General features: G+C 44.7%; 10 protein-coding genes and 1 tRNA gene. 1 reads left to right on the top strand and 10 read right to left on the bottom strand.

Going from position 1 to position 16,102, the window contains the following annotated elements:
* Nucleotides 1-40: 40 nt before the first annotated feature.
* Nucleotides 41-2,389 (top strand): glycoside hydrolase family 2 TIM barrel-domain containing protein, encoded by a 2,349-nt coding sequence (locus D0B88_RS12865; RefSeq protein ID WP_151057626.1) that lies wholly within the window; start codon nucleotides 41-43, stop codon nucleotides 2,387-2,389.
* Nucleotides 2,390-2,456: 67 nt separating this feature from the next.
* Here the strand turns inward: D0B88_RS12865 and D0B88_RS12860 are convergent, their stop codons facing one another.
* The 10 genes from D0B88_RS12860 to topA all read right to left on the bottom strand — a co-directional run bounded on the left by D0B88_RS12860 (nucleotide 2,457) and on the right by topA (nucleotide 15,947).
* On the bottom strand, nucleotides 2,457-3,464 hold the full coding sequence (locus D0B88_RS12860) for a glycosyl hydrolase 53 family protein (RefSeq protein ID WP_151057624.1): 1,008 nt from the start codon (nucleotides 3,462-3,464) through the stop codon (nucleotides 2,457-2,459).
* Between the two features lie 317 nt (nucleotides 3,465-3,781).
* The gene (locus tag D0B88_RS12855; RefSeq protein WP_151057622.1) at nucleotides 3,782-5,653 is read right to left on the bottom strand and encodes a SurA N-terminal domain-containing protein; all 1,872 of its coding nucleotides are present in this window, start codon (nucleotides 5,651-5,653) and stop codon (nucleotides 3,782-3,784) included.
* A gap of 190 nt (nucleotides 5,654-5,843) precedes the next feature.
* Entirely contained in the window at nucleotides 5,844-6,116 is a 273-nt protein-coding gene (locus tag D0B88_RS12850; RefSeq protein ID WP_040391956.1) for an HU family DNA-binding protein, read from the bottom strand.
* 207 nt (nucleotides 6,117-6,323) lie between these two features.
* Nucleotides 6,324-8,744: an endopeptidase La gene (lon, locus tag D0B88_RS12845; protein ID WP_007641069.1), complete on the bottom strand. Its 2,421-nt coding sequence runs from the start codon at nucleotides 8,742-8,744 to the stop codon at nucleotides 6,324-6,326.
* Nucleotides 8,745-8,899: 155 nt separating this feature from the next.
* Complete coding sequence (gene clpX, locus D0B88_RS12840; protein ID WP_007641068.1) at nucleotides 8,900-10,201, bottom strand: ATP-dependent Clp protease ATP-binding subunit ClpX; 1,302 nt, start codon at nucleotides 10,199-10,201, stop codon at nucleotides 8,900-8,902.
* A gap of 95 nt (nucleotides 10,202-10,296) precedes the next feature.
* On the bottom strand, nucleotides 10,297-10,938 hold the full coding sequence (clpP, locus tag D0B88_RS12835; RefSeq protein ID WP_040391691.1) for an ATP-dependent Clp endopeptidase proteolytic subunit ClpP: 642 nt from the start codon (nucleotides 10,936-10,938) through the stop codon (nucleotides 10,297-10,299).
* Between the two features lie 175 nt (nucleotides 10,939-11,113).
* On the bottom strand, nucleotides 11,114-12,427 hold the full coding sequence (gene tig, locus D0B88_RS12830; RefSeq protein WP_151057620.1) for a trigger factor: 1,314 nt from the start codon (nucleotides 12,425-12,427) through the stop codon (nucleotides 11,114-11,116).
* 67 nt (nucleotides 12,428-12,494) lie between these two features.
* Nucleotides 12,495-12,579: transfer RNA gene (locus D0B88_RS12825), tRNA-Leu, on the bottom strand.
* A 153-nt stretch (nucleotides 12,580-12,732) separates the two neighbouring features.
* On the bottom strand, nucleotides 12,733-13,266 hold the full coding sequence (locus D0B88_RS12820) for a DUF6586 family protein (RefSeq protein WP_151057618.1): 534 nt from the start codon (nucleotides 13,264-13,266) through the stop codon (nucleotides 12,733-12,735).
* A 59-nt stretch (nucleotides 13,267-13,325) separates the two neighbouring features.
* Entirely contained in the window at nucleotides 13,326-15,947 is a 2,622-nt protein-coding gene (gene topA, locus D0B88_RS12815) for a type I DNA topoisomerase (protein ID WP_151057617.1), read from the bottom strand.
* Between the last annotated feature and the right edge of the window lie 155 nt (nucleotides 15,948-16,102).

Raw genomic sequence — 16,102 nt, 5'->3', positions numbered from 1 at the left:
CACTATTTTGAATAACATTGAAAAGAGAGAGAGAGGAACAATGAAAAAAACACTACAACAAATTAGCGCACTGGCGCTGTGCGGTGTTCTCGCTGCCTGTTCGCCCCCACCCACACAGCAAACCAGCGTAATAAGTGATATCAACTACGATAAAGATTGGCAATTTTTCCGTAGCGAAAAAGTGCTTGACCTTGCCACCGCACAACAACAAACCGATTGGGAAAATATCGCCATTCCCCACACACCAAAGATTGAGCCCTTGGTAGTAAACGACCAATTCCAAGGTGACGCTTGGTATAAAAAAACCATTACCACCGAAGCTGACTGGAAAGGGAAACAAATCAGTTTGAAATTTGAAGCCGCCATGAACGTTGCAGAGGTATGGCTCAACGGTGAAAAACTTACAACCCATGTTGGAGGCTACCTTCCTTTCACCGTTAACTTAACGGAAAAATTACTCTGGGATGCACCCAACGAACTACTGGTACGCCTGGACAATCGTGACAATCCGATTACCGGCCCAAAACCGCTACACGATCTGGATTTCAATACCTACGGTGGTATTTATCGCCATGTATATTTGCAGCTCGATAACGACTTACACATTAGCGACCCTGTAGCCGCCGGAAAAACGGCTAGTGGTGGAATATTTGTTCGCTACCCAAAGGTTAGCGCTACAGAAGCAACAGTTAGCATACAAACCCATTTAATTAATAAAAGCCCGCAACCGAAACAATTCCGTGTAGTGCAACAACTGGTAGATGGCGAAAAAAAAATTATCGAACAATCCAGTGAGCCACAAACCATTAACGGCAATGGAGATATCGAAAATCAGATTGAATTTACCGTTAACAACCCTCGCCTATGGTCACCAAAAACACCAAATCTCTACAACCTGGTCACGCGGGTTTATGAGGGAGACGCATTGGTCGATGAACAAACTACACGTATAGGCATTCGTGAATTCAAATGGATTGAGGGTCAACTTTATATCAATGGGGAGAAAACATTTTTACGCGGCGTAAACCGCCATCAAGAATATCCCTATATTGGCTATGCAACTTCGGATGCTGCAGATTATCGCGATGCGGTAAAAATAAAATCTGCCGGATTTGATTATGTGCGCCTTTCCCATTACCCACACTCCCCTGCTTTTATGGCGGCGGCAGATGAATTGGGCTTGGTATTATTAGATGCAATTTTAGGTTGGCAATATTTCTCTGAAGACCCTGCGTTTCAAGCGCAAATCCAGCAAACTTGTCGCGACTTAATTCGCCGCGACCGCAACCACGCATCCGTCATGGCATGGGAATGTTCGCTGAATGAATCCTGGATGACAGAGCCTTTTATTGATTCACTCACAACTATTATCCAACAAGAATACCCCGGCGCCCTATCAGCAGGTTGGCAGGAATATGGCTACGACATTTATTTGCAAGCACGTCAACATCGCTTGGAACATTATAAAATGCCAACCAAACCTTATGTCGTCAGCGAATATGGTGATTGGGAATACTACGCAATGAACGCCGGGTTAAACCAAAGTGCATGGGCAAATTTATTGCAGGCAGATCGCTCAAGTCGTCAGTTATTAAGTGATGGCGAAACCCGCCTACTACAACAAGCCGCCAATATTCAGGAAGCGCACAACGATAATTTCAATACACCAGCATTTGCCGATGGCTACTGGGTAATGTTTGATTACAACCGTGGCTACGCCCCCGATCTGGAAAGTTCAGGAATTATGAGCATCGATCGCCTTCCAAAATACAGCTATTACTTCTATCAAAGCCAGCGTGATCCTGATGAATTTTCCGATAAATTTACCTCAGGTCCAATGGTATTTATTGCCAGCGAATGGACGGAAAGCTCTTCGCTTAACCTCCGAATTTTCAGTAATACTGATGAAGTTGAGCTGCAGCTAAACGGTAAGCTTATTGCAAAACAAGCTCCAGATAAAAATGCGAATACAACCAACTTAAAACATCCGCCATTTACTTTTGTTATTGATAAATTTGAAGCAGGTGAACTCAAAGCTATTGCTTATCGCGCAGGTAAAGCGGTTGCTGAACACAAAGTAATAACTCCAAACACGGCAACAGGAATAGCACTGACACTTGACACCAGTGGCAAATCGCCACAAATAGGCGTCAAAGATACTATTTTTGTTTATGCCCAATTGCAGGACAGCAATGGGAACCGAGTGCACAGCAATAATGTTTCTGTAAAATTCACCTTAACTGGCTCAGCGAAGCTAGTTAGCCCAGTGGAAACAAATACTGCTGCAGGAATAGCTAGTGCGCTGATTGAGATTGGAGATTCACTGGACAATATTATCGTGACTGCAGAAGCTCCCAACCTCGCTCCCGCCAGCATGACAATAAAATAATGGCCTAAAAAAATGCCCTGTGATAATTCACAGGGCATTTTTTGAATAAACAATAATTATTGTTTAATTACTTAAAAGCATCCCATACAGCTGTTGCCCTACCGCTATTATCCATTGCCCCAAGGGTATAACCCTTCCAACCAGGGCGTGCTTGCGGCTCCCAATAAAATATAGCTGCACCCTTACCACCAGACACTTGTCCAACCTTTGTAATCATATCTTTCACTATTGTTTGTGCCTGTGCATGATCCCAAGGTACACCTATTTCAGAAACCATCACTGGAACAGCGTAACGCGCAACCATGTCATTTAAATTATTTAAGCACGCGGTATTGGCAGATTGCCACGAATAGCCAGTTGCATTTGTAGGGTATGACGATGCACCAATCACATCAAACTTTGCGCCGTTAGCTTTAAGGCCATCAAATATCCAGCGAAAATTTGCATTGTCGTGACAATTGGCTAAGTGCACCACTACCTTTGTACTTGGGTAAATACTTTTTGCAGCGTTATAGCCCGTATTGGTTAGCCATGCATAATTTTTCATGCTCACAGACGCTTTACCCTCATTCCATAACATTCCGTTGTTTGTTTCATTGCCTACTTGCACCCAATCTACAGTAACACCAGCGTCTTTAACTGCCTGTAATGTAAACCGTGTGGAATTCCAAACCGCATCCATCAATTGTTGAAAACTATAACCACCCCATGCTGCAGGTTTAGTTTGCTGTCCCGGATCTGCCCAGCTATCACTGTAATGAAAATCTATCATTACTTTCATTCCCGCCGCCTTGGCACGCTTGGCTTTAGCCACAACATCTTGAGTCGAGTTATACCAACCATCTGCAGGATTAACCCACACACGCAAACGCACTGCAGTCATTCCCTGCTCTTTCATAATCGCCAAAATATCTTTCTTAACACCGCTACGATTATAAAAGCTGATACCGTTAGCCTCGATCTCTGACATCCAGCTAACATCTGCACCTTTAACCGGTGCAGCCAAGCAAGGGGCAATCGATAGGCTTAACGCGGTACCAATACAAAAAGAGAGAAAATTTTTATTGAGTTTCATAGGGATATTTCCATTAATGTTCGAGCATTATTGTTATTGAGTGTTTTGCATCCCTTCACGCTGGACAACCAAACTAGCGATACATCATAGAGCTCCGCTCAATAAGAATATTTATATTACATATATTATCTTTTGACAAGCAAATTCACCCAGCGCGGAGAGGTCACCTTTCTGAAAACGGAAATATAAGAATGGAATTTGCCCAAAAGATAAATCCGCTTTGCGCGAAAAAGGCACCAGGAATAAAAACGGCCTAAAATAAAAAAAACCGCGCTTATGCGCGGTTTTTTCAAACTACCAGAAGACTTTGAGGATTATTACTTTTGAACAATATCAGCAGAATCTTTCAGAAACTTCTGAAACCCGGAGAAATCATTTCTGCCATAGATAGAGGCCAATTGTGCACCTATAGTTTCCTTTTGTTCCGGGGTCACTTTTTCAACCGAACCAAGGCTTACTGACTGCACAACAACAATAGCCATGTCACCACTTGATGTCATGAGATTACCAACAGATGGCTTGCCCGCAGCAGGCTTAGGCATCGAAAAAGCATGACGGAGAACATCACTATCCACCTCAGCAGTATTACGGGTTGCCTCTTTAAACTCTTTGCTTTCCAAACCTGCCACCGTGCTTAATTCAGCAAGAGATACACCTGTATTTAAATCTGCAATAAATTTATTTGATTGTTCAGTCAGCAGTATACGAGCTTTTTGATCTTTCAAAGTATTTGCAATTTGTTCTTTAACATCTGCCAATGCTTTAACTTGGCTTGGCTTATGCTCTGTCATCTTTAGCACCAGCACATTACTTGAATCTATCTCGATAACATCACTACTATTCCCTTCACGCAAAACCTCATCAGAGAATGCTGCTTCTGTGACTTTAGGGTTTGCGAGGATTCCCTTTCCTTTACTACGTTCGTAAAGCCCAGAATTTTCGACTTTAAGACCAAGCTCCTCAGCAACTTCTGCCAGACTTTCAGCGTTATAAGAAATGTCGCGCAACTTCTCGAGCTGAGCAACAAAACTCACTTCGGCTTCCGCACGCTTTAATTGCTCTTCAATTGTTGCTTTTTGCTCCTCAAATGAAGGCGGTGTGGAATTTTTTTCAGCTAACAACTTGATAAAGTGAGTGCCAGCTTCTGTTTTTACAGGCGCAGAAACTTCTCCAACTTTAAGCGCAGCAAGCGCTGTTTCAAATTCCTGAGGGAATGCATCGCCAGAGGTGAATCCCAAATCACCACCTTGGTCTTTGCTCCCTAAATCATCAGAAAACTCTTTTGCAAGTGCAGAAAAATCAGCGCCACCAGAGAGCTTTTCTCCCACCAATTTAACTTTATCTGCATCGTTAGACTCTATAAGAATATGCGCAGCCTGACGTTCTGGCGCAGCTACAAATGACGCCACGTTTTGTTCGTATTGATCGCGCACCTGAGCCTCAGAGATAGAAACACTGCTCATCAAATCCTGAACACTCAAACTGATGTAATCGACCGCAATTTGCTCCTCACTGACAAACATTGATTGATTTGCATCATAGTAAGATTGAATCTCTGAGTCCTGCAATTCAATTGAATCACGTACTTTTCCAGAAGGTAAAATAACGTATTGGATATCGCGCGATTGAAAACTGAGCGCTACTAATTCATCGAGCTGTGTGGGAGTCGAAAAGGCACTTACAGCAACACCAGCCTGCAACTGATTGATCAATAACTCCTCAGATAAAATTTTCGTATAGGTACTATGCGTGTAACCCATATTACGCAACAAACTTTGATAAACATTATTATCAAAAACACCAGCATCATTTTTAAACTGTGGCGCAGCAGCAATTTCTTGCGCGAGATAATCATCCCCTATTGCCATGCCTGCATTTTTAGCTGCCTGGGAGAGAATAAGGCGTTGGACCAAGTTATCAACCGCTGGTTTACGCAAATACTCATCACTCAAAAACTGAGCGGGCACTTGATCACCGTAAGCATTTAGCATCTGTTGTTTTTGCATACCAACAGCTCGAGCCACATCCATTTCAGTGATGGTTTCTCCATTCACTTTCGCTGCTTGATTTGCAGAGGTATCCCAATTGAAAAGCGCTTCAACACCGGTCAGGGCAAAAATGATCACCAAAAATCCGATTAAGATGAAAGAGATTACTCCTCGGGAATTATCTCTGAGGTGTTGTAACATTTTAAACTCCTAGCATGATGAGGATGTCTTGCGCCAACGAGGCAGCACAAACAGACACTAATTACTTAATTATTCGATGTTGAAAAGGACTTGCAACTTGATTAACAAAAGCTACGCCGTTAAAAAAAAAGCGCACCTAGATGCGCTTTTTTACGTGCTTTTAATTCAGCACTAACCCAGTAAATACAAATTAGTTAACAGCATCTTTCAAAGATTTACCTGGTTTGAATCCTGGAACCTTGGCAGCAGCAATTTTAATTTCCGCGCCGGTTTGAGGGTTACGACCAGTACGAGCAGCACGCTCTTTAACGGCAAAGGTGCCAAAGCCTACCAAAACAACAGAGTCGCCATTTTTGAGGGCACCGGTAATACTCTCAACCACTGCATCCAGCGCACGCCCAGCAGCCGCTTTTGGAATATCCGCAGACGCGGCGATGGCTTCAATCAGCTCAGTTTTGTTCACACTTAACCCCTTTTGATTATTTGTTTCTAAAAACACAGTACAAATTCAATGATGCATTTAATTCGCATAATCTGTGCAGCAAATGAATTGCGATTTATACCAACAGAGTATCAGGGGGTCAAGGAAAGCTTACAGCTTTACACAAAAGCCCTAAAATTCTGATCACAAAACAATCAGTTAAATCAACGTACTCGCCCCAAATCACCGTCAGTGAGTACTGAGACGGTTATCGCTATCTCCTGTTTTTTGTGCTGCCTTTTCAAGAGCACGATATTCCTCATCACTGAGCGGTTTAGGGTTGTACTGTAAAGCAAGCTCGAGAACCTCATCAATCCATTTAACCGGCTTAATACATAGATCCTCTTTGATGTTCACGGGAATTTCTTTGAGATCACGCTCATTATCCGCTGGAATAATAACCGTTTTGATTCCTCCTCGATGAGCAGCAAGCAGCTTTTCTTTTAAACCACCTATCCGCAAAACCTCACCACGAAGGGTAATTTCACCTGTCATTGCTACATCGGCTTTTACAGGAATTCCTGTTTGAACTGAAACCAGAGCTGTACACATCGCGATGCCGGCACTAGGGCCATCTTTTGGTGTTGCTCCTTCGGGAACATGGATATGGATATCGACCTTTTCATGATGATCCGGAGCGATACCCAGCGCTTGCCCTCTGGAACGAACGACGGTCAAGGCCGCTTGTATCGATTCCTGCATAACATCACCAAGCGACCCAGTCTTAATGATACGCCCTTTCCCCACTACAGCAGATGCCTCGATAGTGAGTAGCTCACCACCAACCTGTGTCCAAGCCAAGCCTGTTACCTGACCAATCTGGTCTTTACTCTCCGCCTTGCCAAAATCAAATTTCCGAACTCCCAAGAGATCTTCCAACGCTGCAGAGTCGATCACATCAGCGCTGATCAATCGCCCTTTTACATGGCGAGCTACAACTTTACGGCAGATCTTAGCCACTTCACGCTCTAAACCGCGGACGCCAGCTTCGCGGGTGTAATAGCGAATAACATCTTTGATCGCGTCTGCAGTTACGCTAATTTCAGAATCTTTTAGGCCATTTGCCTTGATTTGCTTGGGTATTAGATAACGCTGAGCAATATTTAACTTTTCATCCTCTGTGTACCCGGGAATTCTAATTACTTCCATTCGGTCAAGTAGTGGCCCTGGAATATTCATTGAATTGGAGGTACACACAAACATCACGTCAGACAAGTCGTAATCAACTTCAAGGTAATGGTCGTTAAAGTGGCTGTTTTGTTCCGGATCCAAAACCTCCAAGAGGGCAGACGCAGGATCACCACGATTATCCATTCCCATCTTATCGATTTCATCGAGTAAGAATAATGGGTTTTTGACACCGACTTTGGCCATTTTCTGAATTAGCTTTCCAGGCAAAGAGCCGATGTAAGTTCGTCTGTGACCACGAATTTCCGCTTCGTCACGCACACCACCCAAAGCCATGCGCACAAACTCACGGTTAGTGGCGCGTGCAATTGATTCTCCCAAAGATGTTTTCCCCACACCCGGAGGACCAACAAGGCAAAGAATTGGACCTTTTACTTTTTTTACTCGTTGCTGGACTGCTAAATATTCGAGAATGCGCTCTTTAACTTCTTCAAGACCAAAATGATCCTTATTCAAGACTTCTTCTGCACGAGCGAGATCATTACGAACCTTACTTTTTTTACTCCATGGCACCTTGATCATCCAATCAATATAGGCACGAAGTACCGATGCCTCAGCAGACATTGGCGACATCATTTTTAACTTATTCAATTCAGCACGAGCTTTTTCTAGTGCCTCTTTAGGCATAGCAGCTGCAATTATTTTGTTTTCAAGTTCATCAGCTTCACTGACTTCTTCACCCAACTCACCAAGCTCTTTTTGAATAGCCTTGATTTGCTCATTCAAATAGTATTCGCGCTGGCTTTTCTCCATTTGTTTTTTAACGCGACCACGAATCTTTTTTTCAACATGAAAAAGATCGACTTCAGCGTCCATCAAATCCAACAAGTGCTCGATACGTTCGCGAATGTCTGCTATCTCTAGTACCGATTGCTTTTTGGGTAATTCAAGGGACATGTGGGCGGCAATAGTGTCAGCGAGACGCCCCGGCTCATCTATACCTGAAAGTGAGGTTATAACTTCTACGGGGACTTTTTTGCTTAGATTAACGTATTGCTCGAATTGGCCGATTGCAGAAGCCACCAATGCACGAGATTCCGCAGATTCGACTTCTGGGCTAAATATAAGGCTAACATTAGCCCTAAAATGACTACCGACGTCCTCTATGGACTCTATGTTTGCCCGTTCACGCCCCTCAATTAGCACTTTAACCGTCCCATCGGGCAACTTAAGCAGCTGTAAAATCGAGGCTATAGTACCAACCGTGTATAAATCCTCGCCCTGCGGCTCATCCTGCTGCGGGTTCTTTTGCGCAACTAAAAGCACCTGCTTATCATTGGCCATCGCCCGCTCCAAGGCTTCGATGGACTTTCCTCTACCAACAAACAGAGGGGTAACCATGTGCGGATAAACAACAACATCGCGCAACGGCAATAAGGGAATGTCAGTAATATGGGTATCTATAAGAGTTTCAGCGACCATTGGTTCCTCTCTATTTCAAGAAGGCAACAAATACCTTGCCATGACCCAAGATTGGGGTCAAAAAGCACTAATTACAAGTTACTCCTAAAGAAAAAACAAAAAGAGCGCATAAATGCGCTCTTTTTCATCAGACCAGATTATTGCTTGAACAATAACTATTTATCGTCAGAGGCAACCTTGGGAGGCACCTCAGCTGTTTCATACACCAATAGCGGCTCGGACTCACCCTTAATAACGGACTCATCTACAACTACCTTAACTACATTGTCCTCAGAGGGAATCTTATACATAGTGTCAAGCAGTACATTTTCCATTATTGACCGCAAACCGCGAGCACCTGTTTTACGCTCAAGCGCACGTTCCGCCACTGCATCCAAAGCGTCTTGACGGAAGTCAATCTGAACACCCTCCATCTCAAACAACCTTGCATACTGCTTAGTTAGAGCGTTCCTCGGCTCGGTCAGAATCTGAATTAACGCAGCTTTATCCAACTCATCCAAGGTAGCAATTACAGGGAGGCGACCAACAAATTCCGGAATAAGGCCGTAGCGAACCAAATCCTCAGGCTCTAGAGAGTGCAGCGTCTCACCAAAGTTGCGTTTTTCATCTTTACTTTTAACTTCAGCACCGAAGCCGATGCCACTTTTCTCGGATCTGTCGCGGATAACCTTATCCAAACCGGCAAATGCTCCACCACAAATAAAAAGAATATTAGAGGTATCAACCTGCAAAAATTCTTGTTGAGGATGCTTGCGACCTCCTTGGGGTGGAACAGAAGCAACAGTACCTTCGATTAGCTTCAATAGCGCCTGCTGAACACCTTCACCTGACACATCGCGGGTGATTGATGGGTTATCCGATTTGCGGGAGATCTTGTCGATCTCATCTATATAGACTATTCCCTGCTGAGCTTTTTCTACGTCGTAGTCACATTTCTGTAGCAGTTTTTGAATGATATTTTCAACGTCCTCACCGACATAACCAGCTTCAGTGAGCGTAGTTGCATCTGCAATAGTAAATGGCACATCCAACAATCGAGCCAGTGTTTCAGCAAGCAAGGTCTTGCCACTGCCCGTCGGGCCAACCAATAAAATATTACTCTTGCCTAATTCGATAGGCTCTTTATCTTTACCGGCCTTGTCGCCAAAACGCAGACGCTTGTAATGATTATAAACAGCAACAGCCAATACCTTTTTGGCGCGCTTTTGGCCGATTACATATTGATCAAGAATTGCTGATATTTCATGAGGTTTAGGTAACTTCTCTGAAACGCCCTCAGTTGCACTTTCTTGAATTTCTTCGCGAATAATATCGTTACAAAGGTCAACACATTCATCACATATAAAAACAGATGGACCAGCAATTAACTTGCGAACCTCATGCTGGCTCTTGCCACAAAAAGAGCAATACAATAACTTTCCGTTTTTGTCACCTGTGTCGCTGGTGTGATCGGTCATTGGAACCCACTCCATCAAAATTTTAAAACAGCTGTTAGACAGAACACATCAGCTGAAAATAAATTACTTAATGCCAAGCCAATAGCCTGTACAAGCTATTTAGCTGCAGGCTGAACACGTCGCTCAATAACAGAGTCAATTAAGCCATAGTCTTTTGCTTGCTGGGCAGACATAAAGTTATCGCGCTCTGTATCCAACTCTATTTTTTCAATAGGCTGGCCAGAATGAAAAGCCATCAATTCATTCAAACGCGAACGAATTTTTAAAATTTCTTGTGCCTGAATATGAATATCTGAAGCCTGCCCCTGAGCACCACCACTTGGCTGGTGAATCATAACGCGTGAGTTTGGCAGACAAAAGCGCTTACCTTTGGTGCCAGCATTTAATAAAAAGGCTCCCATACTGCACGCTTGGCCAATACACATAGTACTAACATCAGGCTTGATAAATTGCATTGTGTCATAAATTGACATTCCTGCGGTCACGGAGCCGCCGGGAGAATTGATATATAAATGAATATCTTTGTCGGGATTCTCTGCCTCCAAAAACAGCAACTGAGCAACAACCAAGTTGGCCATATAATCTTCAACTGGACCAACTAGAAAGATCACACGCTCCTTAAGCAGGCGTGAATATATATCAAATGAGCGCTCTCCTCTGGCGGTTTGCTCGATTACCATTGGCACCAAACCGCTATTAATGACAGAAGACTGGGATTTCATAGATTCGTATGACATCTTGCGTTTTATCCTTAAGCGAACTTTTAGTGTCGCTAGTATTGAAAACTATAGATTTTTGTTACCAGAGAGCTTAACTCGTGATGGCATTATATGCCAGTCAAAAGAGGTGTTTTGGGCGGGATTTGAGAAGGAGGAAGCCGCAAAGCAGGCGCTTTGCGGCTTTTTTAAACAGTTAACGTTGAGCGTTGGATTTGATAATTTCATCATAGTTGGTTTCAACTTCTGAAACCTTGGCCTGAGAAATAATATGATCAACCACCTGATCTTCAAGCACTGCCGACTCAACACCAGCCATTAACTCTTGATTGGAACTGTAGTATTCAATTACCTCTTTAGGCTCTTGATAGGTAGAAGCAATTTCTTCAATCATTGCACGTACACGCTTGGCATCCGGCTTCAACTTGGCAGACTTAACAATCTCCCCAACAATCAAGCCGAGAGTGACGCGACGCGACGCTTCATCCTGAAACATAGTATCGGGAAGCAAGGACTTGATATCAAAATTTTGTTGCTGTCCACCAAAGCGCTGCATCATTTGATTCCGCAGCACTTGGATCTCATTGGCAACCAACGCTTTTGGCACATCAGTAGTGTGTGACGCAATCAGGGCATCCATAACCTGCACTTTAACTTTTGCTTTAAGAGCATTAGCTAACTCACGATCCATATTAGCTTTTACCTCTTTGCGGAATTGCTTCTCGCCACCCTTCTCTACACCAAATTTTTGGAAAAATTCTTTCTTGAGTTCAGGCAATTGAGCTTCAGAAACAGTATTAACAGTGATCACAAACTCCACTGCAGCACCTTTTAACTCCTCCGCTTGATAGTCTTCCGGGAAAGTCAAGGCGACAGTTTTTTGCTCACCCGCTTTCATACCTACAATACCCTCTTCAAAACCAGGAATCATAGATTTGGATCCAAGCAGTAACGCGTGGTTATCAGCCTTGCCGCCAGCGAATTCAACGCCGTCTTTAGTACCAACAAAATTGATATTAACTTGATCACCATCTGCGGCAGCGCGGTCAACCACTGACCAAGTCGCCTGATGCTTACGCAAAACTTCGATCATGTTGTCTACGTCAGCCTCGGTGACTTCAGCGTTGTATTTAGTGATCTCATAAGCAGAAAGATCACTCAGTTCAACACTTGGATACACCTCAAAGGTAGCGATATATTCCAGGTCTTTACCTGCAGCCAACTGTTTTGGCTGAATAGAGGGCTGACCGGCTGGCTTTACATTTTCTTTTTGCACAGCAGCATAGAAAGAGCGACTAATCACGTCGCCAACCACTTCCTGACGAATACCAGCACCAAAGCGTTGCTTCACAACGGAAAGAGGCACCTTACCCTTGCGAAAACCTTTGATGCTTACGTTACGCGCAGCCTGCTTTAAGCGATTTTCAACTTCGTTTTCTACTTGCTCAGCGGGTACACCAACGGTCAAGCGGCGTTCCAATCCAGAAGTCGTTTCAAGTGAAACCTGCATATGTGCCTCGTGAAATAACTGATAATGTTTGGCATTAGATCGAGCACACTTAGGCGTACTCGGAAAATGGTGCGGACGGAGAGACTCGAACTCTCACACCTTGCGGCGCCAGAACCTAAACCTGGTGTGTCTACCAATTTCACCACGTCCGCTTTTGGTTGCCTCATTTAGGATAAATGCAGGCACTGACTAATTTTCACTGCACCCTAACTGATTGATTTTTAATGTTTTTTATAAAAACCAATCGCCCTGAGGCGCGAAGGGTGCTGATTGTGCCACAGAGATTCTGCAGGTTCAACTTTTTATCAAAACTCCGCACTTGTATCGCGTTGACGCAAAACCAGCGCCCGAAATGAATCCTGCCATGACTCCAGAAGTTCGACAGTCAAGCACACTGCTTGCACCTCTTCTTCAGCGGTTATCCCTACAGCAATGATCAGGTTATCTTGCTGAAACGATTTCCTTTCTTTTTCTTTGCGTGGAGACTCCAGCGAATTTTGTGCGTACCGCTGTAGTTGTTCAAGCCAAGAGCCAGAACGCGCTGCAAGCTCATCCAACTCAGAGACCTCAGAAAGAAACTTATCATTCTGGGCCAACGCCAACTGCAATTCAGCGAGAGAGTTAATGGCGCCACTATTTTTCAGAAAACATCTATCGGCAATTTCGCGCAGATAGAAATGAAAGGCCAGTGAAAGCTGATACACGCCGCTACTTAGCACAGCATCTTGACGCAAACGCTCTGCACTGGTTGCAGGAGGTGCAATACCTCTGGCCAAGTCGCAGAGCGACTTGGCAAACGCCAATTTTTGATTAACCAGAGAGAAATTACTGATAGCCATAGATACACTGCTTTACTGGTAGTAAAAGGCAACTACCTTCAATTACCACAAGCCCTGACTCACTTCTGAACTTGCCATTTGCCATTGGCAAAAAATGCCTTCCAGCCTGTTGCCTTTCCATTTACTTCAGTTTGTACATATTGTTCTTTAGTTTTGCGGCTAAAACGAATAATTGCCTTATTGCCATCAGGATCAGCAACTGGAGCTGATAACAAGAAATGATACTTGGGATCTATGCGATCCTTATAAGGGAGAAGCTCCTCAACCAAGGGCGCACGTGTTTCACGGTTTTTGGGGAACTGGCTCGCCGCCAAAAATAAGCCAGCAGCACCGTCACGCAGCACATAGTGATCATCAACTTTCTCGCAGCGCAACTCAGGCATGACTATCGGATCCACTTTTGGTGGTGCTGCTTCCCCACTTTTCAATAACTTGCGAGTATTTTTGCACTCGCCATTAGTACAGCCGAAGTACTTGCCAAAACGCCCAGTCTTCAGCTGCATTTCGCTACCGCACTTGTCGCATTCAAGCGTAGGGCCTTCATACCCCTTCAGTCGATAGCTACCTTGCTCCACTTCGTAACCCGCACAATCCGGGTTATTGCCGCAAATATGTAACTTGCGATGTTCATCCAGTAGATAGGAGTCCATCGCCGAATTACACAACTTGCAGCGATGCTTGGCGCGCAACTGACGAGATTCGGCCTCTTCATCCGCATCGGCATCAATAACTTCATCACCAGACACCAAATTCATGGTGTTTTTGCAGCGCTCTTTGGGTGGTAACGCATAACCAGAGCAACCAAGGAATACACCCGTGCTACCGGTACGAATCTGCATATGGCGACCACAGAGACTGCACGGAATGTCGGTTTCAGTAGGATCATTAGCGCGCATACCTTTATCGGCACCGGATGCCAGCGCAAGTTTTTTACTAAACCCAGCATAAAACTCATTAAGTAATTGGCGCCAGTTTTTGCCACCTTGCGCCACTACATCGAGAGAGTCTTCCATGTTAGCGGTAAAACCGTAATCCATAAGATCATCAAAGCTTTCGACCAATCGTTCCGTGACTATATCGCCCATTTTTTCGGCGTAAAAGCGACGATTTTCCTGGCGCACATAACCGCGCTCTTGAATAGTAGAAATGATTGACGCGTAAGTTGATGGACGACCAATAGCGCGCTTTTCCAACTCTTTTACCAAACTGGCTTCGGTATAACGCGCCGCAGGCTTGGTAAAGTGCTGCTGGGGGTTCAACTTGATCAACGGTAATACCTGACCGACTTTCATATCAGGTAAGACAACATCCTCATCTTTTTTGGCAACTTGTGGGCTCACCTTGGTATACCCATCAAAGCGAATTACCCGTCCGCGAGTACGCAACTCATATTCACCTGCCGCGACTACCACACTCGTACTGGTGTACTCCGCCGGGGTCATTTGACAGGCAACAAATTGCTGCCAAATCAAGCCATACAAGCGCTCTGCGTCGCGCTCCATACCACTCAACTGATTTGGCATAACACCAACACTGGAAGGACGAATCGCCTCATGCGCTTCCTGTGCACCGTCTTTACTTGAGTAGAGCACCGGCGCTTCAGGTAAATAACGTTTGCCAAAATTTTCAAGAATGTATTCGCGGCAGGACTCAACCGCTTCTTTACTCAGATTGGTAGAGTCAGTACGCATATAAGTGATATAGCCTGCCTCGTACAAACGCTGGGCCATCATCATGGTTTTTTTCACCCCAAAGCCCAAGCGGGTACTGGCCGCTTGCTGGAGTGTGGAGGTGATAAACGGTGCGGAGGGCTTGGATTGTGTCGGTTTGTCCTCGCGGCTGAGTACCTTGTAACTAGCACCTTGCAGGGCGGCAACAGCCGTCATTGCCTGAAGTTCATTCACAGGTTTGAACGCGTCATCGCCAAATTTTTTGACTTCGAAGCTGGCTTGTTGGTTTTTATCGGCCTGTAGATCGGCAAACAGCGTCCAGTATTCCTCTGGAATAAATGCACGAATCTCGCGCTCGCGCTCAACAACCAAACGCACAGCAACCGACTGCACGCGCCCTGCCGACAACCCGCGGGCAACCTTTTCCCACAGCAGAGGGGAAACCATATATCCCACTACGCGATCTAAAAACCGGCGGGCCTGCTGGGCATCCACCCGATTTTGATCAATTGGCCCTGGGGTTTTAAAAGCATTTTGAATCGCGGTTTTTGTAATTTCATTAAATACTACGCGGCGATAGCGTGATTCATCACCACCAATTGCCTCACGCAAATGCCAGGCGATGGCCTCCCCCTCTCTATCCAAGTCGGTTGCGAGGTAGACCATGTCGGCTTTTTCGGCGAGCTTTTTCAGCTCCTCCACTACTTTTTCTTTGCCGGGCAGAATCTCGTAGGTAGCTTCCCAGTTATTCTCCGGGTCAATGCCCATTCGATTGATAAGCTGGCTTTTGCTTTTTTTGGCTTGATAGGTTGCCTTATCTTCAGCAGACATTTTGCGTGTTGCTGCGGCCTGTTTTGCACGCTCTTTGGCATCAACGGGTTTGGCGCCGCCGCTGGTAGGCAAATCGCGAATATGACCAATACTGGACTTAACAATAAAATCGTTACCCAGATACTTATTAATGGTTTTCGCCTTTGCTGGCGACTCAACGATAACTAAGGATTTGCCCATAATGGTCAGAAAATTCTCTATTAAAGGAAGGCTGTGCAAACAGTTGAATTATGTGCCAAAAGATTGCAGTATCGCCGATCGGGACAGCTAAATTAGCTTGAAGGTGCGCATATATAAGACCTGCGCCGCAAGGGGTCAAGTTATAATTTCCGTGA

This window comes from Cellvibrio sp. KY-YJ-3, assembly GCF_008806955.1.
Classification (GTDB): domain Bacteria; phylum Pseudomonadota; class Gammaproteobacteria; order Pseudomonadales; family Cellvibrionaceae; genus Cellvibrio.
The sequence above is the reverse complement of the archived record's forward strand: the minus strand, read 5'-3'. Positions and strand labels throughout refer to the sequence as shown.

Excerpts from the sequence above, each read along its gene's own strand:
- D0B88_RS12865 (WP_151057626.1), top strand. The coding sequence starts at position 41 with ATGAAAAAAACACTACAACAAATTAGCGCACTGGCGCTGTGCGGTGTT.
- D0B88_RS12860 (WP_151057624.1), bottom strand. The coding sequence starts at position 3,464 with ATGAAACTCAATAAAAATTTTCTCTCTTTTTGTATTGGTACCGCGTTA.
- D0B88_RS12855 (WP_151057622.1), bottom strand. The coding sequence starts at position 5,653 with ATGTTACAACACCTCAGAGATAATTCCCGAGGAGTAATCTCTTTCATC.
- lon (WP_007641069.1), bottom strand. The coding sequence starts at position 8,744 with ATGGTCGCTGAAACTCTTATAGATACCCATATTACTGACATTCCCTTA.
- clpX (WP_007641068.1), bottom strand. The coding sequence starts at position 10,201 with ATGACCGATCACACCAGCGACACAGGTGACAAAAACGGAAAGTTATTG.
- clpP (WP_040391691.1), bottom strand. The coding sequence starts at position 10,938 with ATGTCATACGAATCTATGAAATCCCAGTCTTCTGTCATTAATAGCGGT.
- tig (WP_151057620.1), bottom strand. The coding sequence starts at position 12,427 with ATGCAGGTTTCACTTGAAACGACTTCTGGATTGGAACGCCGCTTGACC.
- D0B88_RS12820 (WP_151057618.1), bottom strand. The coding sequence starts at position 13,266 with ATGGCTATCAGTAATTTCTCTCTGGTTAATCAAAAATTGGCGTTTGCC.
- topA (WP_151057617.1), bottom strand. The coding sequence starts at position 15,947 with ATGGGCAAATCCTTAGTTATCGTTGAGTCGCCAGCAAAGGCGAAAACC.